The 17,687-nt window shown below is 71.4% G+C and carries 17 protein-coding genes; 4 read left to right on the top strand and 13 right to left on the bottom strand.

Annotated features, from left to right (window positions below; translation table 11 throughout):
• Window positions 1-34: 34 nt before the first annotated feature.
• Complete coding sequence (nucS, locus tag RV983_RS12520) at window positions 35-697, bottom strand: endonuclease NucS (protein ID WP_475985870.1); 663 nt, start codon at window positions 695-697, stop codon at window positions 35-37.
• A 186-nt stretch (window positions 698-883) separates the two neighbouring features.
• Here nucS and RV983_RS12515 point away from each other — a divergent pair, with 186 nt between their 5' ends.
• Entirely contained in the window at window positions 884-1,276 is a 393-nt protein-coding gene (locus tag RV983_RS12515) for an SCO5389 family protein (protein WP_319659947.1), read from the top strand.
• 54 nt (window positions 1,277-1,330) lie between these two features.
• Here the strand turns inward: RV983_RS12515 and RV983_RS12510 are convergent, their stop codons facing one another.
• Window positions 1,331-2,356 carry an LLM class flavin-dependent oxidoreductase gene (locus RV983_RS12510; RefSeq protein ID WP_475985869.1) on the bottom strand — a complete coding sequence of 342 codons (1,026 nt, stop codon included), beginning with the start codon at window positions 2,354-2,356 and terminating at the stop codon, window positions 1,331-1,333.
• A 213-nt stretch (window positions 2,357-2,569) separates the two neighbouring features.
• On the opposite strand from RV983_RS12510, the gene RV983_RS12505 reads away from it, so the two are divergent.
• A complete protein-coding gene (locus tag RV983_RS12505) occupies window positions 2,570-2,893 on the top strand; it encodes an ATP/GTP-binding protein (protein WP_475985868.1) in 324 nt (107 codons plus the stop codon).
• Between the two features lie 16 nt (window positions 2,894-2,909).
• Here the strand turns inward: RV983_RS12505 and RV983_RS12500 are convergent, their stop codons facing one another.
• From RV983_RS12500 to mce, 7 genes are all read right to left on the bottom strand, one after another.
• On the bottom strand, window positions 2,910-3,776 hold the full coding sequence (locus RV983_RS12500) for an ABC transporter permease (protein WP_475985867.1): 867 nt from the start codon (window positions 3,774-3,776) through the stop codon (window positions 2,910-2,912).
• Entirely contained in the window at window positions 3,773-4,927 is a 1,155-nt protein-coding gene (locus RV983_RS12495; RefSeq protein WP_475985866.1) for an ABC transporter ATP-binding protein, read from the bottom strand. Before RV983_RS12495 ends, RV983_RS12500 begins: the two co-directional genes overlap by 4 nt.
• A 126-nt stretch (window positions 4,928-5,053) precedes the next feature.
• Window positions 5,054-5,824 (bottom strand): ABC transporter permease, encoded by a 771-nt coding sequence (locus RV983_RS12490; protein WP_475985865.1) that lies wholly within the window; start codon window positions 5,822-5,824, stop codon window positions 5,054-5,056.
• A gap of 1 nt (window position 5,825) precedes the next feature.
• Entirely contained in the window at window positions 5,826-6,848 is a 1,023-nt protein-coding gene (locus tag RV983_RS12485) for an ABC transporter ATP-binding protein (protein WP_475985864.1), read from the bottom strand.
• A gap of 116 nt (window positions 6,849-6,964) precedes the next feature.
• The gene (locus tag RV983_RS12480; protein ID WP_475985863.1) at window positions 6,965-7,897 is read right to left on the bottom strand and encodes a cellulose-binding protein; all 933 of its coding nucleotides are present in this window, start codon (window positions 7,895-7,897) and stop codon (window positions 6,965-6,967) included.
• A 103-nt stretch (window positions 7,898-8,000) separates the two neighbouring features.
• Window positions 8,001-11,897 carry a polarized growth protein Scy gene (scy, locus tag RV983_RS12475; RefSeq protein WP_475990300.1) on the bottom strand — a complete coding sequence of 1,299 codons (3,897 nt, stop codon included), beginning with the start codon at window positions 11,895-11,897 and terminating at the stop codon, window positions 8,001-8,003.
• 178 nt (window positions 11,898-12,075) lie between these two features.
• Window positions 12,076-12,504, bottom strand: coding sequence for a methylmalonyl-CoA epimerase (gene mce / locus RV983_RS12470; protein WP_475985862.1), 429 nt, complete (start codon window positions 12,502-12,504; stop codon window positions 12,076-12,078).
• A 172-nt stretch (window positions 12,505-12,676) separates the two neighbouring features.
• Here mce and RV983_RS12465 point away from each other — a divergent pair, with 172 nt between their 5' ends.
• Entirely contained in the window at window positions 12,677-13,852 is a 1,176-nt protein-coding gene (locus tag RV983_RS12465) for an acetyl-CoA C-acetyltransferase (protein ID WP_475990299.1), read from the top strand.
• A gap of 192 nt (window positions 13,853-14,044) precedes the next feature.
• Entirely contained in the window at window positions 14,045-15,001 is a 957-nt protein-coding gene (gene meaB, locus RV983_RS12460; protein WP_475985861.1) for a methylmalonyl Co-A mutase-associated GTPase MeaB, read from the top strand.
• Between the two features lie 86 nt (window positions 15,002-15,087).
• Here meaB and RV983_RS12455 read toward each other — a convergent pair whose 3' ends face one another.
• The 4 genes from RV983_RS12455 to RV983_RS12440 form a co-directional block, all read right to left on the bottom strand.
• A complete protein-coding gene (locus RV983_RS12455) occupies window positions 15,088-15,564 on the bottom strand; it encodes a MarR family winged helix-turn-helix transcriptional regulator (protein ID WP_475985860.1) in 477 nt (158 codons plus the stop codon).
• Between the two features lie 64 nt (window positions 15,565-15,628).
• Window positions 15,629-16,402: an AIM24 family protein gene (locus tag RV983_RS12450; RefSeq protein WP_475985859.1), complete on the bottom strand. Its 774-nt coding sequence runs from the start codon at window positions 16,400-16,402 to the stop codon at window positions 15,629-15,631.
• Window positions 16,399-17,049 carry an AIM24 family protein gene (locus tag RV983_RS12445; protein ID WP_475985858.1) on the bottom strand — a complete coding sequence of 217 codons (651 nt, stop codon included), beginning with the start codon at window positions 17,047-17,049 and terminating at the stop codon, window positions 16,399-16,401. Before RV983_RS12445 ends, RV983_RS12450 begins: the two co-directional genes overlap by 4 nt.
• A complete protein-coding gene (locus RV983_RS12440; protein ID WP_319659933.1) occupies window positions 17,049-17,687 on the bottom strand; it encodes an AIM24 family protein in 639 nt (212 codons plus the stop codon). The genes RV983_RS12445 and RV983_RS12440 overlap by 1 nt, the downstream gene beginning before the upstream one ends.

Here is a 17,687-nt window from a genome sequence, read left to right as displayed (position 1 = left end):
CCGGGGGTCGGGGGCCGGCGCACGGCCCCCGGGCTCAGAAGAGGCGCAGCTTGTCGTCCTCGATGCCGCGGAGGCCGTTGTAGTCCAGCACGACGCAGCCGATGCCGCGGTCGGTGGCGAGCACGCGGGCCTGCGGCTTGATCTCCTGGGCGGCGAAGACGCCCTTGACGGGCGCCAGCAGGGGGTCGCGGTTGAGCAGTTCCAGGTAGCGGGTCAGCTGCTCGACACCGTCGATCTCACCGCGTCGTTTGATCTCGACGGCGACGGTCGTGCCGTCGGAGTCCCGGCCGAGGATGTCGACGGGTCCGATGGCGGTCGGGTACTCGCGGCGGATGAGGGTCCAGCCGTCGCCGAGGACCTCCATGCGGTCGGCGAGCAGCTCCTGGAGGTGCGCCTCGACGCCGTCCTTGATCAGTCCGGGGTCGACGCCGAGTTCGTGGCTGGAGTCGTGGAGAACGTCCTCGATCGTGATGATCAGCTGCTCGCCGGCCTTGTTGGTGACCGTCCAGACCCCGTCGTCGCCCTCCTTGAGCGTGCAGGGCGGCGACATCCAGTTGAGCGGCTTGTAGGCGCGGTCGTCGGCGTGCACGGACACACTGCCGTCGGCCTTGACCAGGAGCAGCCGGGTCGCCGAGGGGAGATGGGCGGAGAGCCTGCCCGCGTAGTCCACGGAGCAGCGGGCAATGACGAGACGCATGGTCGGCAACGCTACTCGCTACCGGGTGCGGTTGGAAAATGGCCAGTTGTGAGCGTTCCCACCTAGTGTCGTGGGACCTCTCCGCCTACGGTTGTGAGTGGAGGCCGTCGTGCGGGAGAACACGGGACGGCTTCTCTCCGTAGTCCGTCTGACTCCTCGGACAGGGGGGTCACGAGAGGAGTACTCATGTCGCTCGACGTCTCACCGGCCCTCCTCGAACAGGCCGAGCGAGGCGAGGTCGACGAACGGGAATTCGTCGACTGCGTCCGGACTTCCCTGCCTTACGCATGGGACATGATCAGCTCACTGGCGGCCCAGCTCAAGGTGGACGGCGGAGAGTTCGCCGACAACCAGGTGCCGCCGCCGGACGAGCACGCACGCGGGCAGCTGCTCCGCGCTCTGGCGAGTGACGCGATCCGGGGGGCACTTCAACGGCATTTCGGGGTGCGACTGGCATTCCAGAACTGCCACCGGGTCGCGGTCTTCCCGCTGGACCCGGCGGTCGATGAGCGTTATGCGAAGTTCACCTCCGTACGCGCACAGTTGCTGAACCAGTCCCCGGAGCTGCGGGACTGCTGAGACAGGCCACAGTGCTCCCGCAAGTGGCCGGCACTTTGCCCCTTGATGTTTCAATCAGGCCAATTGTGGGAGCACTTCGGCTCCGAGCCGCGCCACGTTCTCCTCTGTGGCCGCGAGGTCCCCGGAGCCCTCGACGAGCAGGGCGAAGCGGCGGATGCCGGTGCGTTCCGCGGTGGCGGCCAGGCGGTCGGCACAGAGCGACGGCGGCCCCACCGGGTGCAGGTCGCAGAGGAATTCGGTGTAGGCGAGGGGGTCGCGCATCGAGCGCGCCCGGCCGTCGACCGTACGATGGGCGGCCAGTCCCTGCTGGAGCCAGCCGGGCATCGCCTTGGTCAGTGTCTCGACGGCGTCCGCACGGCGGTCCGCGATCTGCGCCACACCCGCGGACACATGCTCCGCGGCCGCCACCATTTCGGGTGAAAGCCCCGCATCGCGCGCCTCGGCCTGCCACATTGCGACCATGGCCGCTTTGTCCTCGTCCCCGCAGTGCATGCCGAGCAGCATCGGCAGGCCGCGCCGTGCCGCCAGCCGGACGCTGGACGGCGAGGTGCAGGCGACCACGACGGGCGGGCCGCTGGGCTCCTCGAACTCGTCGGCCCGGGGGACGACGTCCACCTCGCGGAAGGCGAATCGTTCCCCCGAAGCCCCGACCCGGGGCTCGCGCAGCCAGCGCAGCAGCAGGTCGAGCGACTCGGGGAAGCCGCTCTCGAAGGCGGCCAGGCCGGCCCCGAAGACCTCCAGGTCCACCCACGGGCCGCCGCGGCCCACGCCGAGCGTGAACCGCCCGCCGGACGTGATGTGCAGCAGCGCGGCCTGTTCGCCCAGGGACACCGGATGGGCGGTCGGCAGCACGCTCACCGCCGTGCCCACCCCGATCCGCCGCGTCCGCCCCAGCAGCAGCGCGGCCAGCGTCACCGCCGACGGGCAGACCCCGTACGGCACGAAGTGGTGCTCCGCGAGCCACACGGAGTCCAGCCCGGCCGCCTCCGCCGCCTCCGCGGAGCGCACCGCCCGGTGCAGCGCCTCCCCGGCCCCCTGTCCGGGGAACTGGGCGGCGAGAACGAAAGTACCGACGCGCATCGTGCTTCACACCTTTCTCGGTGCCCGACGCGGCTCCCCTAACTGTCATCAACGTCTGACACGTGCCAAGGGCACGGGCCAACCGCCGCGATTTCATGATTTTCAAGGCGATGGCGGGAATGGGGGGTTGCGGGGCGCGTACCCGCACCGCCCCGGGCTACGCGTACGCTGAAAGCAGGTCCGTTGTCCCCGACCCGCATGAGGTGTGTGCTTGTGTCCCCGCGCCGAAACCATCCGCGAGGCACCACCGGCAGTCCGCAGGAGACGGACGGCCCCGGCTGGGGCCGCGGCGGGGAGCGCACCGAGAGCTGGCAGGGCGAGGAGTGGACGGTCCGTCCGCTCGCCGGGAGTTCCGGCGGCAAGCGCTACCGCTGCCCCGGCTGCGACCAGGAAATCCTGCCGGGCGTCGGGCACTTGGTGGTCTGGCCGCAGTACGGCGGCGTGGACGACCGGCGGCACTGGCACACCGCCTGCTGGAACGCGAGAGACCGCCGGGGCGTACGGCCCCAGCGGTCCCGGAACGCCCCGCGGTACTGAGCCGCGGGAGCGGAGGTCACACGTCGCGCTTGGCGATCACCGCGTACGCGCCGCACAGGGCGACGGCGGTGACGATCGCCAGCAGGATCAGCTGACGCACCCCGTCGGGGTGGCCGGTGTCGAGCATCGGCATCCGGTAGAGCGACGCGATGGCGTTCGGCGAGGAGTACTCGATCATCTTGTCCCGGACCGTGCGCATGCGGTCCGCCTGCATGAAGATCGCGATGATCAGCGGCAGCAGGACCACGCCCATCATGGTCGTGATCGCGCCCGCGGAGTGCCGCAGCAGCGCGCCCACCGCGAGGGAGAGCAGCCCGAGCAGGGCGACGTACAGGCCCACGCCGACCGTCGCACCGAGCCACTGCCCGGCGCTCGCGGAGCTCGAGCCGCCCTCCACCACGAGCTGCGGGCCGGAGTACAGGCGGTCCACCGGCTTGCCACCGAAGGTGGCGTAGTTCATCAGCGCGGTCAGCAGGCAGGCGACCGTGGTGACCGTGAAGCTCAGCGCGAAGAAGACGATGGCCTTCGCGGCGAGCACCCGGCCGCGCTGGGGGCAGGCGGTCAGGGTGGTGCGGATCATGCCCGTGCCGTACTCGGAGCTGATCACCAGCACGCCCAGGGTGATGACGCACAACTGCCCGAGCAGCACGCCGAACAGGCCGATGGCCAGCACCGGGTCGGAGACGCGATCAGTCGACGAGAGGGAGTCGACCAGCAGGTTGATGCCGAGGATCAGCACGAGCATCACGCCGAGCGTCCACATCGTGGAGCGGACGGTCCGGATCTTGGTCCACTCGGACGCCAGCGCGTGGCCGAGGTGCGCCTTCTGCACGGGGATCGCCGGGGAGAACTGCGGCGCCGGGATCTCGACAGGGGCGGTCATCGGACGTCCTCGGCGGGCTCGGTCGGCTGGGTCGGCTGGGTCGGCTGCGCGTACGGGTTCGGCTGCGGCGCGGGCTGCGGGTGGCCGTACGGCGGCTGCGGCACCGGCTGGACGGGCATCTGCGGCGGCGCGTAACCGTAGCCGTACGGCTGGGGCTGGGGCTGGGCGTACGGCTGCGGGGCTGCCCAGCCGCCCGGTGCCGGCGCACCCGGCTGCTGAAGGCCCTGCCGCGGGTCCTCGGTGGAGCGGTAGTCCACCGCGCCGTTGGTGAGCCGCATGTACGCCTCCTCCAGCGAGGCCTGGTGCGGGGACAGTTCCCACAGCCGCACTTCGGCTTCGTACGCCAGGTCGCTGATCCGCGGCAGTTCGAGGCCGGTCACGCGCAGCGCGCCGTCCTGCTCCTGCTGCACCTGGGCGCCGGCCTCGGCCAGCGCCTTGGTCAGCTTCTCGCGGTCCGCGGCCACGTCGGGGGTGCGGACCAGCGCGAAGCCCGTGGAGTTGTGGGCGATGAAGTCCTTCACGCTCATGTCGGCGAGCAACTGGCCGCGGCCGATGACGATCAAGTGGTCGGCGGTCAGCGCCATCTCGCTCATCAGGTGCGAGGAGACGAAGACCGTACGGCCCTCCGAGGCGAGCTTGCGCATCAGGTGGCGCACCCAGTGGATGCCCTCGGGGTCCAGCCCGTTGACCGGCTCGTCGAAGAGCAGCACCTCAGGGTCGCCGAGCAGCGCGGCCGCGATGCCCAGGCGCTGCCCCATACCGAGGGAGAAGCCCTTGGAGCGACTGCCCGCGACCTCCTGGAGGCCCACGACGCCCAGCACTTCGTCGACCCGGCGCGCGGGGATGCCCGACAGCTGGGCCAGGCTGAGCAGGTGATGGCGGGCGCTGCGCCCGCCGTGCACGGCCTTGGCGTCCAGCAGGGCACCCACCCGGCGCGGTGCGTTCGGCAGCAGGCGGTACGGCTGGCCGCCGATGGTCACCTGGCCGGAGGTCGGGCTGTCCAGACCCAGGATCATCCGCATCGTGGTGGATTTCCCGGAGCCGTTCGGTCCCAGGAACCCCGTCACCACGCCGGGCCGTACCTGGAACGACAGGTTGTACACGGCCGTTTTGCTGCCGTAGGTCTTGGTGAGGCCCACTGCCTCGATCATGCTTCGCCCCTCGACGACCAGCCCGCGGGGCGGGTGCCCGCCCCCATGAGGACTAGGAGGCGGGCGGGGCGGAAACGGTTCCCGTTCCCAGGGGACGGAAAGGTCTTTCGGTCCCCAGGGCGCCGGTCAGGCGTCGCGCTTCTTCAGCACCAGGTACCCGCCGATGAGCGAGGCGATCACCCACAGCGCCATGATGCCCAGACCGCCCCAGGGCCCGTACGGACGCCCGTCGTCGACGGCGACCACCTGAAGGATCTTGGAGCCGGCCTGGTCGGGGAAGTAGTGGGCGACGTTCTTGGCCTTGGGGACGTTCGCGAGGATCGACGAGACCAGGAAGAAGAAGGGCATCAGGATGCCCAGCGACAGCATGGGGCTGCGCAGCATCATCGCGACGCCCACGGAGAACAGCACCATCAGCGTCATGTAGAGACCGCCGCCCACGACCGCGCGCAGTACCCCGTGCTCCGAGATGGAGGTGCTGTGCGAGCCGAGAAGTGCCTGGCCGACGAAGAAGGTCAGGAAGCTGGTGCCCATTCCCACGACGAGGGCCAGGGCGCCGGTGACCGCGACCTTCGACAGGTAGAACGTGGCGCGCTGCGGGACCGCCGCGAGCGAGGTGCGGATCATGCCGGTGCTGTACTCACCGGTGACGACCAGCACACCGAAGACGATCAGGGCCAGTTGGCCGAGGATCAGTCCGGCGAAGCTCGTGTTGGTCGGGTCGAACCTCCGCACATCCTCCGCGGACGTGTTCTGCCACTGCGAGTTGATCAGCAGGCAGAGAAGTCCGCTGATGACGACGGTGACCAGGAGTGCGGACGCCAGCGTCCACATCGTCGAGCGGACCGACTTGACCTTGGTCCACTCGGACTGCAGAACCGCGCTCGGTGTCGCCATGTCAGGACTTCTCCTTCTTGTTCTGCCACTCGGCACCCCAGGCCGGTCCGGGAGCCGCCGCGGGAGCCGCTGCGGGAACGGCGGCACCCGCCGTCGCGGACTCGTCCGCCGACTGTCCGGGGATGCCCGCCTGGTACTCCACCGACTCGGCGGTCAGCCGCATGAAAGCTTCCTCCAGGGAGGCGCGCTGCGGGCTGAGTTCGTGCAGCACGAGCTGCTTCTCCGCGGCCAGCTCGCCGATCTTCGCGGTCTCCGCACCCTCGATCTCGAAGGCGCCGTCGTCGGTGATCAAGGTGGTGATCGACGCCGCGGTCAGCGCGTCCTTGAGCTTCTCCGGCTCGGGCGTGCGGACCCGCACGTAGGAGCGGGAGTTCTCGGCGATGAAGTCGGCCATCGTCGTGTCCGCCATCAGCTTGCCGCGGCCGATCACGATCAGGTGCTCGGCGGTCAGCGCCATCTCGCTCATCAGGTGGCTGGAGACGAAGATGGTCCGGCCCTGGGACGCCAGGCTCTTCATCAGGTTGCGGATCCAGTGGATGCCCTCGGGGTCCAGTCCGTTGACCGGCTCGTCGAACATCAGGATCTCGGGGTCGCCGAGCAGCGCCGCGGCGATCCCGAGGCGCTGGCCCATACCGAGGGAGAAGCCCTTGGAGCGCTTCTTGGCGACCGAGGAGAGACCGACGATGTCCAGCACCTCGTCGACCCTGCGGGCCGGGATGCGGTTGGACTGGGCGAGGCACAGCAGATGGTTGTGCGCCGTGCGGCCCCCGTGGATGGCCTTGGCCTCCAGCAGCGCACCGATGTGCTTGAGGGGTTCGTTCAGTTCGCGGTAGTGCTTGCCGTCGATGCGGATGCTGCCGCTGGTCGGATTGTCCAGGTCCAGCATCATACGCATCGTGGTGGACTTGCCGGCGCCGTTGGGACCGAGGAAGCCGGTCACCACGCCGGGCCGCACCGTGAAGGTGAGGTGGTCCACGGCGGTCTTGTCACCGTACCGTTTGGTCAGCCCCTGCAGCTCGATCATGCGGCATAGGGTACTGGTGCCACGGCGGCCGGTGCACGTGGAATACCGCCTCCGATTGTGCCTGAGCCCCCTGCCGGCGGGGCAGGGGGCTCAGTCGGTCCGGATGCGGGGCGCGTTCAGCGCTGGGCCGGGACGCCGCGCGAGACGGGCTCGTCGTCGGCGGGGGAACCGGCCGCGGCGACGGCGGCACCGGTCAGCGTGGCCAGCATCTCGCGGACGTTGGTCAGCTGGGCGTTGATGCTGTCGCGGCGGTTGGTGAGGGCCGCCAGCTCGCGCTCGGATTCGCTGCGGATGCGGTCCGCCTTGGCGTTGGCGTCCGCGACGATGTCCTCGGCCTGGCGCTGCGCGGTCTCGACCGTCTGACGGGCGCGGCGCTCGGCGTCGGTGCGCAGCTTCTCGGCCTCGAGGCGGAGCTGCTCGGCGCGGTGCTCGATCTCGGCGAGACGCTTCTCGGCCTTGGCCTGACGGGACGCCAGGTCGCGCTCGGACTGCTCACGGCGCTTGGCGAGGTTGGTCTCGAAGTCGGCCGCGGCCTGCGCCGCCTTGGCACGGGTCTCCTCGAAGAGGGCGTCCGCCTCCTCGCGCTTGGCCTGCGCGTCCTTCTGCGCGTCGGCGCGCATCTGGCCGGCCTCACCCTTGGCCTTCTCGACGATGCGCTCGCCCTCGTCCTCGGCCTTGGCCTTGCGGTCGGTGGCGAAGGACTCGGCGTCGTTGCGCACCTGGGCGGCGGACGACTCGGCCAGCTCGCGGTGCTGCTCGGCGGCGCGGCGGGCCTCCTCGCGCAGATCCTTCGCCTCCTCCTCGGCGAGGCGGAGGATCTTCTCGACACGTGCGCCCAGACCCGCATAGGACGGCTCGGCGTCATTGACCTGAGCCTGAGCGTTCTGCGTCTCGAGATGCAGCTCTTCGATGCGCTTTTCCAGCGCGTTGATCCTGGCCAATGCGCTGTCACGGTCGGCGACCAGTTTGGTGATGCGGTCGTCCACCTGCCCGCGGTCGTATCCACGCCGCACGAGCTCGAAGCCGAAGGGGGAGGAAGTGTCGCTCATGGGGTTCCTGTCAATTCAGACCGGGTGGGGTGTTAGAGGGAATCCTAGGGGCCGGGGCGGCGTGTCATCGAGTCACTGTCCAGTAACTGTGCACATTGACCGCTCAATCGAGTGGTGCATCATCGGACCGCTTGCCCCCTGTTCGGGTGGTTCCGGACGCCGCCCCGGCAGCGACCGTGTTCTTACCGTTCTGTGTGCCGTTCTGACTGTTGCCCTTTCCCCCGTCGGGCGGCGTCTGGAATGACTCCAGTGCCTCAAGGACATCCTGCACGCGGGTGATCTCCGCGTTGATGTCCTGGCGGCGCCGGGCCAGCACCTCCAGCTCGCGCTTACCCTCCGTGACGATCCTCTCGGCCTCGGTCCGCGCCTCGGCGCGCATCCGCTCCGTGTCGCGCTCGGTGTCGGCCTTCTTCTGCTCGGCGCCCTTGAGGAGCTCCTCGGCCTTCTTCACCGCCGCGATGCGGACCTTGCTCGCCTCGGCGCTCGCGGTCGACCGGGTCTCCTCGGCCTTCGCCTCGGCGTCGGACACCAGCTCGCGTGCCTTCGCCTCGGCCTGGGACAGCTGCTCGGTGGCGGCCTCCACCAGCTTGTCCACCCGTTCGCCCGCCGACTTCATGGTGGCGGCGGACTCCGTGCGGGCCCGCTCGTGCAGCTCCTCGACCTCGGACTCGACGCGCTGACGCAGCTCCTGCGACCGCTCCCTTATGGCGATGGCGTCCCGGCGTGCCTCCTCCAGCATGGTGTCGGAGTCGGTACGGGCCCGCTCCACCAGGGCGTTGCCCTCGTTGGTGGCCTCGCCGACGATCCGGTCGGCCTCCTTGCGGGCGGCGCCCACCATGGTGTCTGCCTGCTCCTCGGCCGAGGCACCGATCTTGCGGGCCTCCGCCTGTGCCCCGGAGATCAGCTCGTCCGCCTGGGCGGCGGCCTCGCCGCGGCGCTTGTTGGCGTCCTCGCGGGCCTCGTCGCGCATCCGGTCGGACTCCGCACGGGCCGCCTCGGCGTCCCGTTCCGCCGAATCCAGGGCGTCCTTGGCGAGGATGCCGAGCCGCTCGGCCTCCGTCCGCGCCTTGCCGATGAGCTGGTCGGCCTGCTGAGCGGCCTCCGTACGGCGCTTGTTGGCCTCGTTCCTGGCCTCGTCCAGCAGGCGGCGGGACTGCGCCTCGGCGGTTGCCAGCGTCTCCTCGGCGGCCCGGCGGCGCTCCACGGCGTCCCGCTCGGCGCCCTCCAGGGTGTCCTTGGCGAGGATCCCCAGGCGCTCGGCGTCGCGTTGCGCCTTGCCGAGCATCGCGTCGGCCTGCATGCCGGCCTCGCCCCGGAGGCGGTCGGCCTCCTCGATGGCCTCCGACAGCAGCCGGTCCACCTGCTCGGCGGCGTCCACCCGCAGGCGGTTGGCCTCCTCACGGGTCTCGGCGCGCAGCGCGTCGGCCTCCTCGATCGCCTCGGTGACGGTGCGATCGGCCAGCTGACGGGCGGACTCGGCCTCCCCCTGTGCCTCCCGGCGCATCCGGGACGCGTCCTCGCCGGCCCGCTCGCGCTCGGCGTTGGCTTCCGCGTGCAGACGGTCGGCGCCCTCCTGGGCCTCGCTGCGCAGGCGCTCCGCCGCGTGCTCCGCGGCCGAACGCAGCCCGGTGATCTCCTCCTCGGCCTGCTCGTGCAGCCCGTGGACGGAGTCCCGCACCTGCTGGGCGGTCGTCTCTGCGGCGCCGACCAGCTCCGCGGCGTGCCGCTCGGCCTCGGCGACCAGCCGCTCGGCCTCGGCACCGGCCTCCTCCACCCGCTTGCGGGCGCTGGCCAGCAGCTCGTCGCTCTCCTGGCGGGCCTGCGCCCGCTCCTGCTCGGCCTCGCCGCGCGCCGAGCCCAGCAGCTCCTCGGCCTCGCGGCGGCGCCGGCCGGCCTCCTCCTGGGCGGTGCCCAGCGCCTCGGCCGCCTCGGCACGCAGCCGTCCCGCGGTCTCCTGGGCCTCGGCCCGCACCCGGTCGGCGGTCTCCTGCGCCTCGGTGCGCAGCTGCTCGGCCTCGGCGGCCGCCTCGCTGCGCAGCCGGACGGCGACCTGCTCGGCCTCGGCGCGGCTGTGGGAGGCATCGGCGGCGGCCTCGTCACGCAGCCGCAGGGTGTCCTGCTCGGCCTGCTCCTGCAGCGTGCGCACCCGCTCGGCCGCTTCCGCGCGCAGCGCGGCGACCTCCTCGGCGGCCTCCCGGCGCAGCCGGTCGGCCTCCGTGCGGGCCTCGCGCAGCGCCTCCTCGGCGGCGGTGATACGCCGTTCGGCCTCCTCGCGCTGCCGGACCAGATCGGCCTCGGCCTCGTCGCGCAGCCGCTCGGCGCCCCGTTCGGCCTCCTCGCGCAGCACGGCGCCGGCCGCCTCGGCGTCCTCGCGGACCTGGTCGGCCTGCGCTTGCGCCTCCTCGCGCACCTGCCCGGCCTCGGCGTGCGCGCGCTCCAGCAGTTCGTCGGCCTGGCGGCGCAGACCCGCGGCGCGCTCGATGGCCTCGGTGCGGACCCGGTCGGACTCGGCGTTGGCGGTCTGCCGGTGCGCGGCCGCGTCGGCCTTGGCCTTGGTGAGCAGCTCCTCGGCGGAGCTGGCCGCCTCCTCGATCTGCTGGACGGCCTCGCGCCGGGCCTCGCCGCGGATGCGCTCGCCCTCGGCGACCGCGTCGGCGCGCAACTGCTCGGCCTCGCCGCGCAGCCGGCGCGCCTCCTCCTGCAGCTCGACCGTCTTGGCGCGGTACTCCTTGGTGTCGTCCTTGGCCGTGCCCAGCAACTGCTCGGCCGACTCCTCGGCCTGGCCGCGCAGCCGCTCGGCCTCGGACTCCGCCTCGCGGCGGATGCGCTCGGCCTCCTCGCTCGCCGCGCGGGTGGTGGCGCGGGCGTCCTCGGTGGCCTTGGTGAGGACCTCCTCGGCGGTGCGGGCCGCCTTGGCCAGCGCGGCCGCCGCGTCCTCGGCCGCCTCGGACCTGGCGGTCTCCTGGGCCTGGGCGAGCACCCGGTCGGCCTCGGCTCTGGCGTCCGCGACGACCCGCTCGGCCTCGGCCTTGGCGGCCTCCGCCTCCTTGGTCGCCTCCGCGACCAGGCGGGCGACCTCGGCCTTGGCGGTGCGGGTGCGCTGCTCGTTGTCGGCGTCGACGACGGACAGCCGCTTGGCGGCGTTGCTCGCCGCCTCCTCGCGGAGCCGTTCGGACTCGCTCTGCGCCTCGCGCAGCTTCTCCTCGGCGCCCCGCAGCTTCTCCTCGGCGGACCGGGTCAGCTCGGCGGCCTGGGTGCGGGCGCTCTCGGTGTCGCTGCGGGTGGACGTACGCAGCTGCTCGGCCTGGGAGGTGGCCTCCTGGGCCTGGTTGGCGGCGGCGTTGAGCAGGCGCTCGGCGTCGGCGCGGGCGCGGCGCAGCAGTTGCTCCGCCTCGGCGCGGGCGGCCGTCCCCTCGGACTCCAGCCGCTCGCGGGCACCCTCGGTGACCCGCTGGGCCTCGGCGCGGGCGGCGGCCAGCGCCGCCTCCGACTCGGCCCGGGTCTCCTCCAGGAGCCGCCGGGCCTGTGACTCGGCGCGGGCGCGCAGCTGTTCCGCCCAGGCGACGTTCTCGTTGACGTGGCTCTCGACGTTGGTCCGGCGCTCGGCCAGCTCCTCGTCCAGGCGGCGCCGCCGGGCGACGGCCTCGGCGTGCCATTCCGCCTCCGCACGCGACTGGTGCTCGGCCTGCTCCTGGAGCAGCCGCTGGGTCGCGGCACGGGCCTCGCGCAGCTCCCGCTCGGCGTCGGCACGCAGCTGGTCGGCCTGGATCTGGGCGTTGCGCAGCAGCTGGTCCGCCTGCAGACCCATGTTGTCGTAGGCAGGACGGGTCGCGAGATTGCGTCGCGCCTCGTGCAGCTTGGCGCGCAGCACCTCGACCTGGTAGCCGAGGTCGTCGGCATGCTGGACGACCTTGTCCCGCTCCTTACGAAGCCGTTCCATCTCGGCCTCGAACTGCGAGAGGTGGTCTTCCTCAACCTCGTAGCGGTCGTAGCCCCGCACTCCGCGGTCCCATCCGTCTCCTGGTGTACCCACCCGCCAACCGAGTGAGATTCCCCGGGGCCCCGTTTACCGCGGAGCCGTACGGAGAATTGTGTCCGATCCCACGCCGAGGCGCGGGCAGGTACCCCAGCCCACCCCGGGGTCGCCCCGCCACTCTACCGGGGCGAGTCGGCTCCGGTCAGTGCTCCTTGGACGAGGTGACGAGCTCGGTGAGAACCCCGTGGCAGTCCTTGGGGTGCAGGAAGGTGATCCGGGACCCCATCGTGCCGGTGCGCGGGGTGTCGTAGAGCACCCGCACGCCCTTGTCCCGGACGGCCGCGGCGTCCCCGTCGACGTCCTCGGTGCCGAAGGCGATGTGGTGGACGCCCTCACCGTTCTTGGCCAGCCACTTCGCGACCGTGGAGTCCTCGCGGGTCGGCTCCAGCAGCTGGAGGTAGGAGGCGCCCCCGTCCGAGGTCTCGTTGATCTTCAGCATGGCCTCGCGGACGCCCTGCTCCTCGTTGACCTCGGTGTGGAACACCTCGAAGCCGTACGTGGCACGGTAGAACTCGACGGTCGTGTCGAGGTCGAAACATGCGATACCGATGTGATCGATTCGAGTCAGCATGAGTCCAGTGGACCGCCGGCACCCATGGTCACGCAACGTGCCCGCGATCACACCGTCCGCCTCGTGACCGCCGCCGTACCGCTCAGTACATTGACACCACCCTCGTGAAACCATCGTTAACCCACCCTCCGTGCAAAGGGGCCGCGTCATGACCAGCCAGGCACGAACGTCCGTGATCGTTGCGGGCGCCCGCACTCCGATGGGCCGCCTGCTCGGCTCGCTCCGCAGCTTCTCCGGCGCCGAACTCGGCGCCGTCGCCATCAAGGCGGCCCTGGACCGGGCGGGCGTCGCCGGTGACCAGGTCGAGTACGTGATCATGGGCCAGGTGCTGCAGGCCGGCGCCGGGCAGATTCCCGCCCGCCAGGCCGCGGTCAAGGCCGGCATCCCGATGAGCGTCCCGGCGCTGACGATCAACAAGGTCTGCCTGTCGGGACTGGACGCGATCGCCCTGGCGGACCAGTTGATCCGCGCGGGTGAGTTCGACGTCGTGGTGGCCGGCGGCCAGGAGTCCATGACCAACGCCCCGCACCTGCTGCCGAAGTCCCGCGAGGGCTTCAAGTACGGCGCCGTGCAGATGCTGGACGCCATGGCGTACGACGGGCTGACCGACTCGTTCGAGAACATCGCCATGGGCGAGTCGACCGAGAAGCACAACACCCGCCTGGGCATCGCCCGCGCCGAGCAGGACGAGATCGCCGCCCTGTCCCACCAGCGCGCGGCGGCCGCCCAGAAGAACGGCCTGTTCGACGCGGAGATCACCCCGGTGGAGATCCCCCAGCGCAAGGGCGACCCGGTGGTCTTCGGCAAGGACGAGGGCATCCGCGCCGAGACCACGGTCGAGACCCTGGGCAAGCTGCGCCCCGCCTTCAGCAAGGAGGGCACCATCACGGCCGGCACCTCCTCGCAGATCTCCGACGGCGCCGCCGCGGTGGTCGTGATGAGCAAGGCCAAGGCCGAGGAGCTGGGCCTGGAGTGGCTTGCCGAGATCGGCGCCCACGGCAACGTGGCCGGCCCGGACAACTCGCTGCAGTCGCAGCCGGCCAACGCCATCGCGCACGCGCTGAAGAAGGACGGCCTCACCGTGGCCGACCTGGACCTCATCGAGATCAACGAGGCGTTCGCCGCGGTGTGCGTGCAGTCGATGAAGGACCTGGGCGTGACACCTGAAAAGGTGAACGTCAACGGTGGCGCCATCGCCCTCGGTCACCCGATCGGCATGTCCGGCGCCCGCCTCGTGCTCCACCTGGCGCTGGAGCTGGGGCGCCGCGGTGGCGGCGTCGGCGCTGCCGCGCTGTGCGGTGGCGGCGGCCAGGGCGACGCGCTGATCATCCGCGTTCCGGCCAACTGAATCGCGGACACACACCCTGCGGGCGAGGGAGCCGAAGGGGAGCGGCCGCTGTCGAGAGGGAGAGCGCGCGGAGCCTGCGAGGGAGCCGAAGGCGAGCACGGTCGACCGCCCCCGGCTACCGCTGGGAGGGGCCCCCGACAGTGGCTGGGCGAACCGGAGGCGAACCGAGCCCTTGAAAGAAGAAGGAGCACGATGGACGTCCCCACCCTGGTGGAGCAGGCGCGGCAGGGCCGCCCGAGGGCGGTCGCCCGGCTGATCTCACTGGTGGAGGGGGCGTCTCCGCAACTGCGTGAGGTGATGGCGGCCCTCGCGCCGCTGGCCGGCGGCGCCTACGTGGTCGGGCTGACCGGCTCGCCCGGTGTCGGCAAGTCGACCTCGACCTCGGCGCTGGTCTCGGCCTACCGGCGGGCCGGGAAGCGGGTCGGGGTGCTCGCGGTGGACCCCTCGTCGCCGTTCAGCGGGGGCGCCCTGCTGGGCGACCGCGTCCGGATGAGCGACCACGCCTCCGACCCGGGGGTCTACATCCGTTCCATGGCCACGCGGGGCCACCTCGGCGGCCTCGCGTGGGCCGCGCCGCAGGCGATCCGGGTGCTGGACGCGGCGGGCTGCGAGGTGATCCTCGTGGAGACCGTCGGCGTCGGGCAGTCGGAGGTGGAGATCGCGGCCCAGGCGGACACCTCCGTGGTCCTGCTGGCGCCCGGGATGGGCGACGGCATCCAGGCCGCGAAGGCCGGGATCCTGGAGATCGGCGACGTCTACGTGGTCAACAAGGCCGACCGGGACGGCGCCGATGCCACCGCCCGCGAGCTCAACCACATGCTGGGCCTGGGCGAGGCCCGGCAGGCGGGCGACTGGCGTCCGCCGATCGTCAAGACGGTCGCCGCCCGCGGCGAGGGGATCGACGAGGTCGTCGAGGCCCTGGAGAAGCACCGGGCCTGGATGGAGGAGCACGGCGTGCTGGCGGAGCGGCGCATGCGCCGGGCCGCCCTGGAGGTCGAGCACATCGCCGTCACGGCGTTGCGGGAGCGGATCGGCGACCTGCACGGTGACCGCCGCCTGGGCGCCCTGGCCGAGCGCATCGTCGCCGGCGAGCTCGATCCGTACGCCGCGGCCGACGAGCTGGTCGCGGGCCTGACCGAGCAGGCCTGAGAACGAGCGGACGTGACGTGACGTGACGTGCTGCCGCGGCGGCCCGCCCGGGCCGGCGCGCGCGGCGCCGCCCGGGGGCCTGCCGGTCAGACGCGTCCGCGCACCGCGCGCAGATGCTCCGCGACCGGGGCCAGCGCCTTGTGCAGCGACGCCAGATCCTCCACCGGGAGCAGGTCGATGAAGTGCTCCCGCACGGCCGCCACGTGATGAGGGGCGACCTTGCGCATCGTCTCCCAGCCGTCCTCGGTGAGGACGGCGAACAGCCCCCGCCGGTCGGACTCGCAGTTCTCCCGGCGGACCAGGCCCGCGGTCTCCATCCGGCTGATCTGGTGGGACAGCCGGCTCTTGGACTGCAGGGTGGCGCGGGCGAGGTCGCTCATCCGCATGCGATGCTCGGGGGACTCGGAGAGGTTGACCAGGATCTCGTAGTCGTTGTAGGTCAGACCGAACGGCTGCAGGTCCCGTTCCAGCTGGTGGGTCAGCAGTTTGCTGACCTCCAGGTGGGTGCGCCAGGCGCGCTGCTCGTCGCCGGTCAGCCAGATGGTGCCGTTCTCAGTCTCCATGCTGGAATTATACCCAGAATGTTGAAATCCGTATTAATCGGGGTCCGGTTGCGTGTCCGGGCGGTCACAGTCCGAAACGGCGTTGCAGGTCGCCCAGTTGACCCGGCAGCCGCGGAGCGCCCGCACCACCCGGGGCACCGGCCCCCGCGCCCGGGACGCCGGCCTCGTGCGGGACCGCGCCGGTCGCCTGCTCGGGCATCAGCACCTCCGTGGACTGGAGCAGCACCTGGCCCGCGCCCACGAACTCGAACTGGTGCTCCTCGCCCGAGGTGCCGCCGATGCCCGTCAGCGCCCGCAGACCGCCCAGCACGCCGCGCATGTAGCCGTGGTCGTAGTGGTGGCAGGGGGACGGGCAGTCCGCCCAGCCCACCAGGGCCTGCGGGTCGACCCGGACCGGGGGCTCGACGAAGTGCACCGCGCCGTTGGACGCGGCGACGAACTTCCCCGTGCCGATGAGGGTCAGGAAGCCCGGGATGATCGACTGCTTGAGGGCCAGCCCCGGCTGGAAGGCGAGCAGGTTCCCCGACCGGATGGTGAGGTTGCCGTCCTCCAGGTCGTAGGAGTTCACGTCGAAGGCCCGGTCGGCGAGGATCATCTTGCCCTGGCCCTCGGCGACGACCCAGTCGGAGGCGTGCAGGGGCGAGTGGAAGTTGGCCCGGATGAGGCCGTCGAGGGCGCCGTGGCCGATGCCGTGGAAGCTGATCTGCCCGTAGTAGGCGATCATCTTCCCCTTCTGCAGGAACCACTGTCCCTTCAGATCGACGCTGAAGGCGTACGGGTTGACGTTGTCGTCGACCGGCAGCGTGTACGGGTCGTGGACGACCGGTCCGGTGCTCACAGTTTCTCCTCGCTCGCCTGGACGTAGACCGTGCCCTGCCCGGACAGCTCCAGCTGGAACGCCTCGCCGGAGCCGCGGCCCACCATGTCGCGCCAGCCGAGCGCGGTGGACAGCTTGTTGCGGACGTCGCCGCGGTGGGCGACGTACGCCTGCGGGTCGACGTGCACAGGACGCTGCGGGGTGATCGGCAGCTCGATCACGCCGCCGTGCGCCATGACGGCCACCGCGCCCTGCCCCTGAAGGGTCGTGGTGAACAGGCCCTGGCCCGTCACCTGGCCGCGGATGACGCCCATGACGCCGCCCTGGGAGCCCATGAACATGGTGCTCTGCCGCAGGGTGCCGTCGAAGGCGAGCAGGCGGTCCGCCTCGACGTACAGAGTGTCGCCGGTCAGGTCGATGCAGTGCACATGGTGGCCGCCGTGCCCGAACATCACCGAGCCGTGGCCCTCGACGCTCATCAGCGGCGTCGCCTCGCCCGCCATCCGGCGGCCGATCATCGACCCGATGCCGCCCTGCCCGCCCTGCATGTTCGGGGTGAAGGAGACGTTCCCGCGGTACGCGAGCATCGCGCCCCGCTGGCTGAACAACCGCTGGCCGGGCAGCACCTGGGCCTCGACCATCTTGGAGTTGATCCGCGTGAACGGCATCAGATCTGCCCCCCGACCGTGTTGCGCTCGCTGGGCTGGACGTACACCAGGCCGTCGCCCTCGAAGCGGATCTGGAAGGACTCGCCGCCGGACTCGCCGATCATGGCGCGCCAGCCGATGCCGGCCTGGAAGTGCTGCTGCAGATTGCCGGTGTGCGCCACATAGGCGCCCGGGTCGACCTGCAGCGGCATGCCGGGCGCGACGCGCAGCACCACGGCGGGTCCGTCGGACATGATCGCCGCCTGGCCCATGCCCTCCACCGTGGTGGTGAACAGACCGTTGCCCTGGGAGGCGCCGCGCAGCCCGGTGAAGGTGGTGCCGGTGCGCAGCGTCGCCTCCGTCGCCAGCAGATTGCTGGCCTCGACGTACAACTTCTCGCCGTTCAGGCGGACGAGGTTGATCTCGCTCGCGCGGTCGGCGAAGTAGCAGGTGCCCTGCCCCCGTACCTCCATGACCTCCATCGACTCGCCGGTGAGACGCCGGGTCACCATGCCGCGCAGACCCTCACCGCCACCGGACATCTTCTTGAACTGCATCTGGCCGTCGTAGGCGACCATCGACCCGTTCTTCGCCTTCACGGCGTCGCCGGCCATGTCCACGGCGAGCACCTTGCTGCCCTGCAATCGAAACTGAGCCAC

The sequence above is a fragment of the Streptomyces sp. RLA123 genome (assembly GCF_056270165.1).
The sequence above is the reverse complement of the archived record's forward strand: the minus strand, read 5'-3'. Positions and strand labels throughout refer to the sequence as shown.

Bases quoted from the DNA above. Each gene is read 5' to 3' on its own strand.
- RV983_RS12500 (WP_475985867.1), bottom strand. From the start codon at position 3,776: ATGACCGCCCCTGTCGAGATCCCGGCGCCGCAGTTCTCCCCGGCGATC.
- RV983_RS12495 (WP_475985866.1), bottom strand. From the start codon at position 4,927: ATGATCGAGGCAGTGGGCCTCACCAAGACCTACGGCAGCAAAACGGCC.
- mce (WP_475985862.1), bottom strand. From the start codon at position 12,504: ATGCTGACTCGAATCGATCACATCGGTATCGCATGTTTCGACCTCGAC.
- nucS (WP_475985870.1), bottom strand. From the start codon at position 697: ATGCGTCTCGTCATTGCCCGCTGCTCCGTGGACTACGCGGGCAGGCTC.
- RV983_RS12490 (WP_475985865.1), bottom strand. From the start codon at position 5,824: ATGGCGACACCGAGCGCGGTTCTGCAGTCCGAGTGGACCAAGGTCAAG.
- RV983_RS12485 (WP_475985864.1), bottom strand. From the start codon at position 6,848: ATGATCGAGCTGCAGGGGCTGACCAAACGGTACGGTGACAAGACCGCC.
- RV983_RS12480 (WP_475985863.1), bottom strand. From the start codon at position 7,897: ATGAGCGACACTTCCTCCCCCTTCGGCTTCGAGCTCGTGCGGCGTGGA.
- RV983_RS12510 (WP_475985869.1), bottom strand. From the start codon at position 2,356: ATGCGCGTCGGTACTTTCGTTCTCGCCGCCCAGTTCCCCGGACAGGGG.
- RV983_RS12445 (WP_475985858.1), bottom strand. From the start codon at position 17,049: ATGCCGTTCACGCGGATCAACTCCAAGATGGTCGAGGCCCAGGTGCTG.
- RV983_RS12515 (WP_319659947.1), top strand. From the start codon at position 884: ATGTCGCTCGACGTCTCACCGGCCCTCCTCGAACAGGCCGAGCGAGGC.
- RV983_RS12455 (WP_475985860.1), bottom strand. From the start codon at position 15,564: ATGGAGACTGAGAACGGCACCATCTGGCTGACCGGCGACGAGCAGCGC.
- meaB (WP_475985861.1), top strand. From the start codon at position 14,045: ATGGACGTCCCCACCCTGGTGGAGCAGGCGCGGCAGGGCCGCCCGAGG.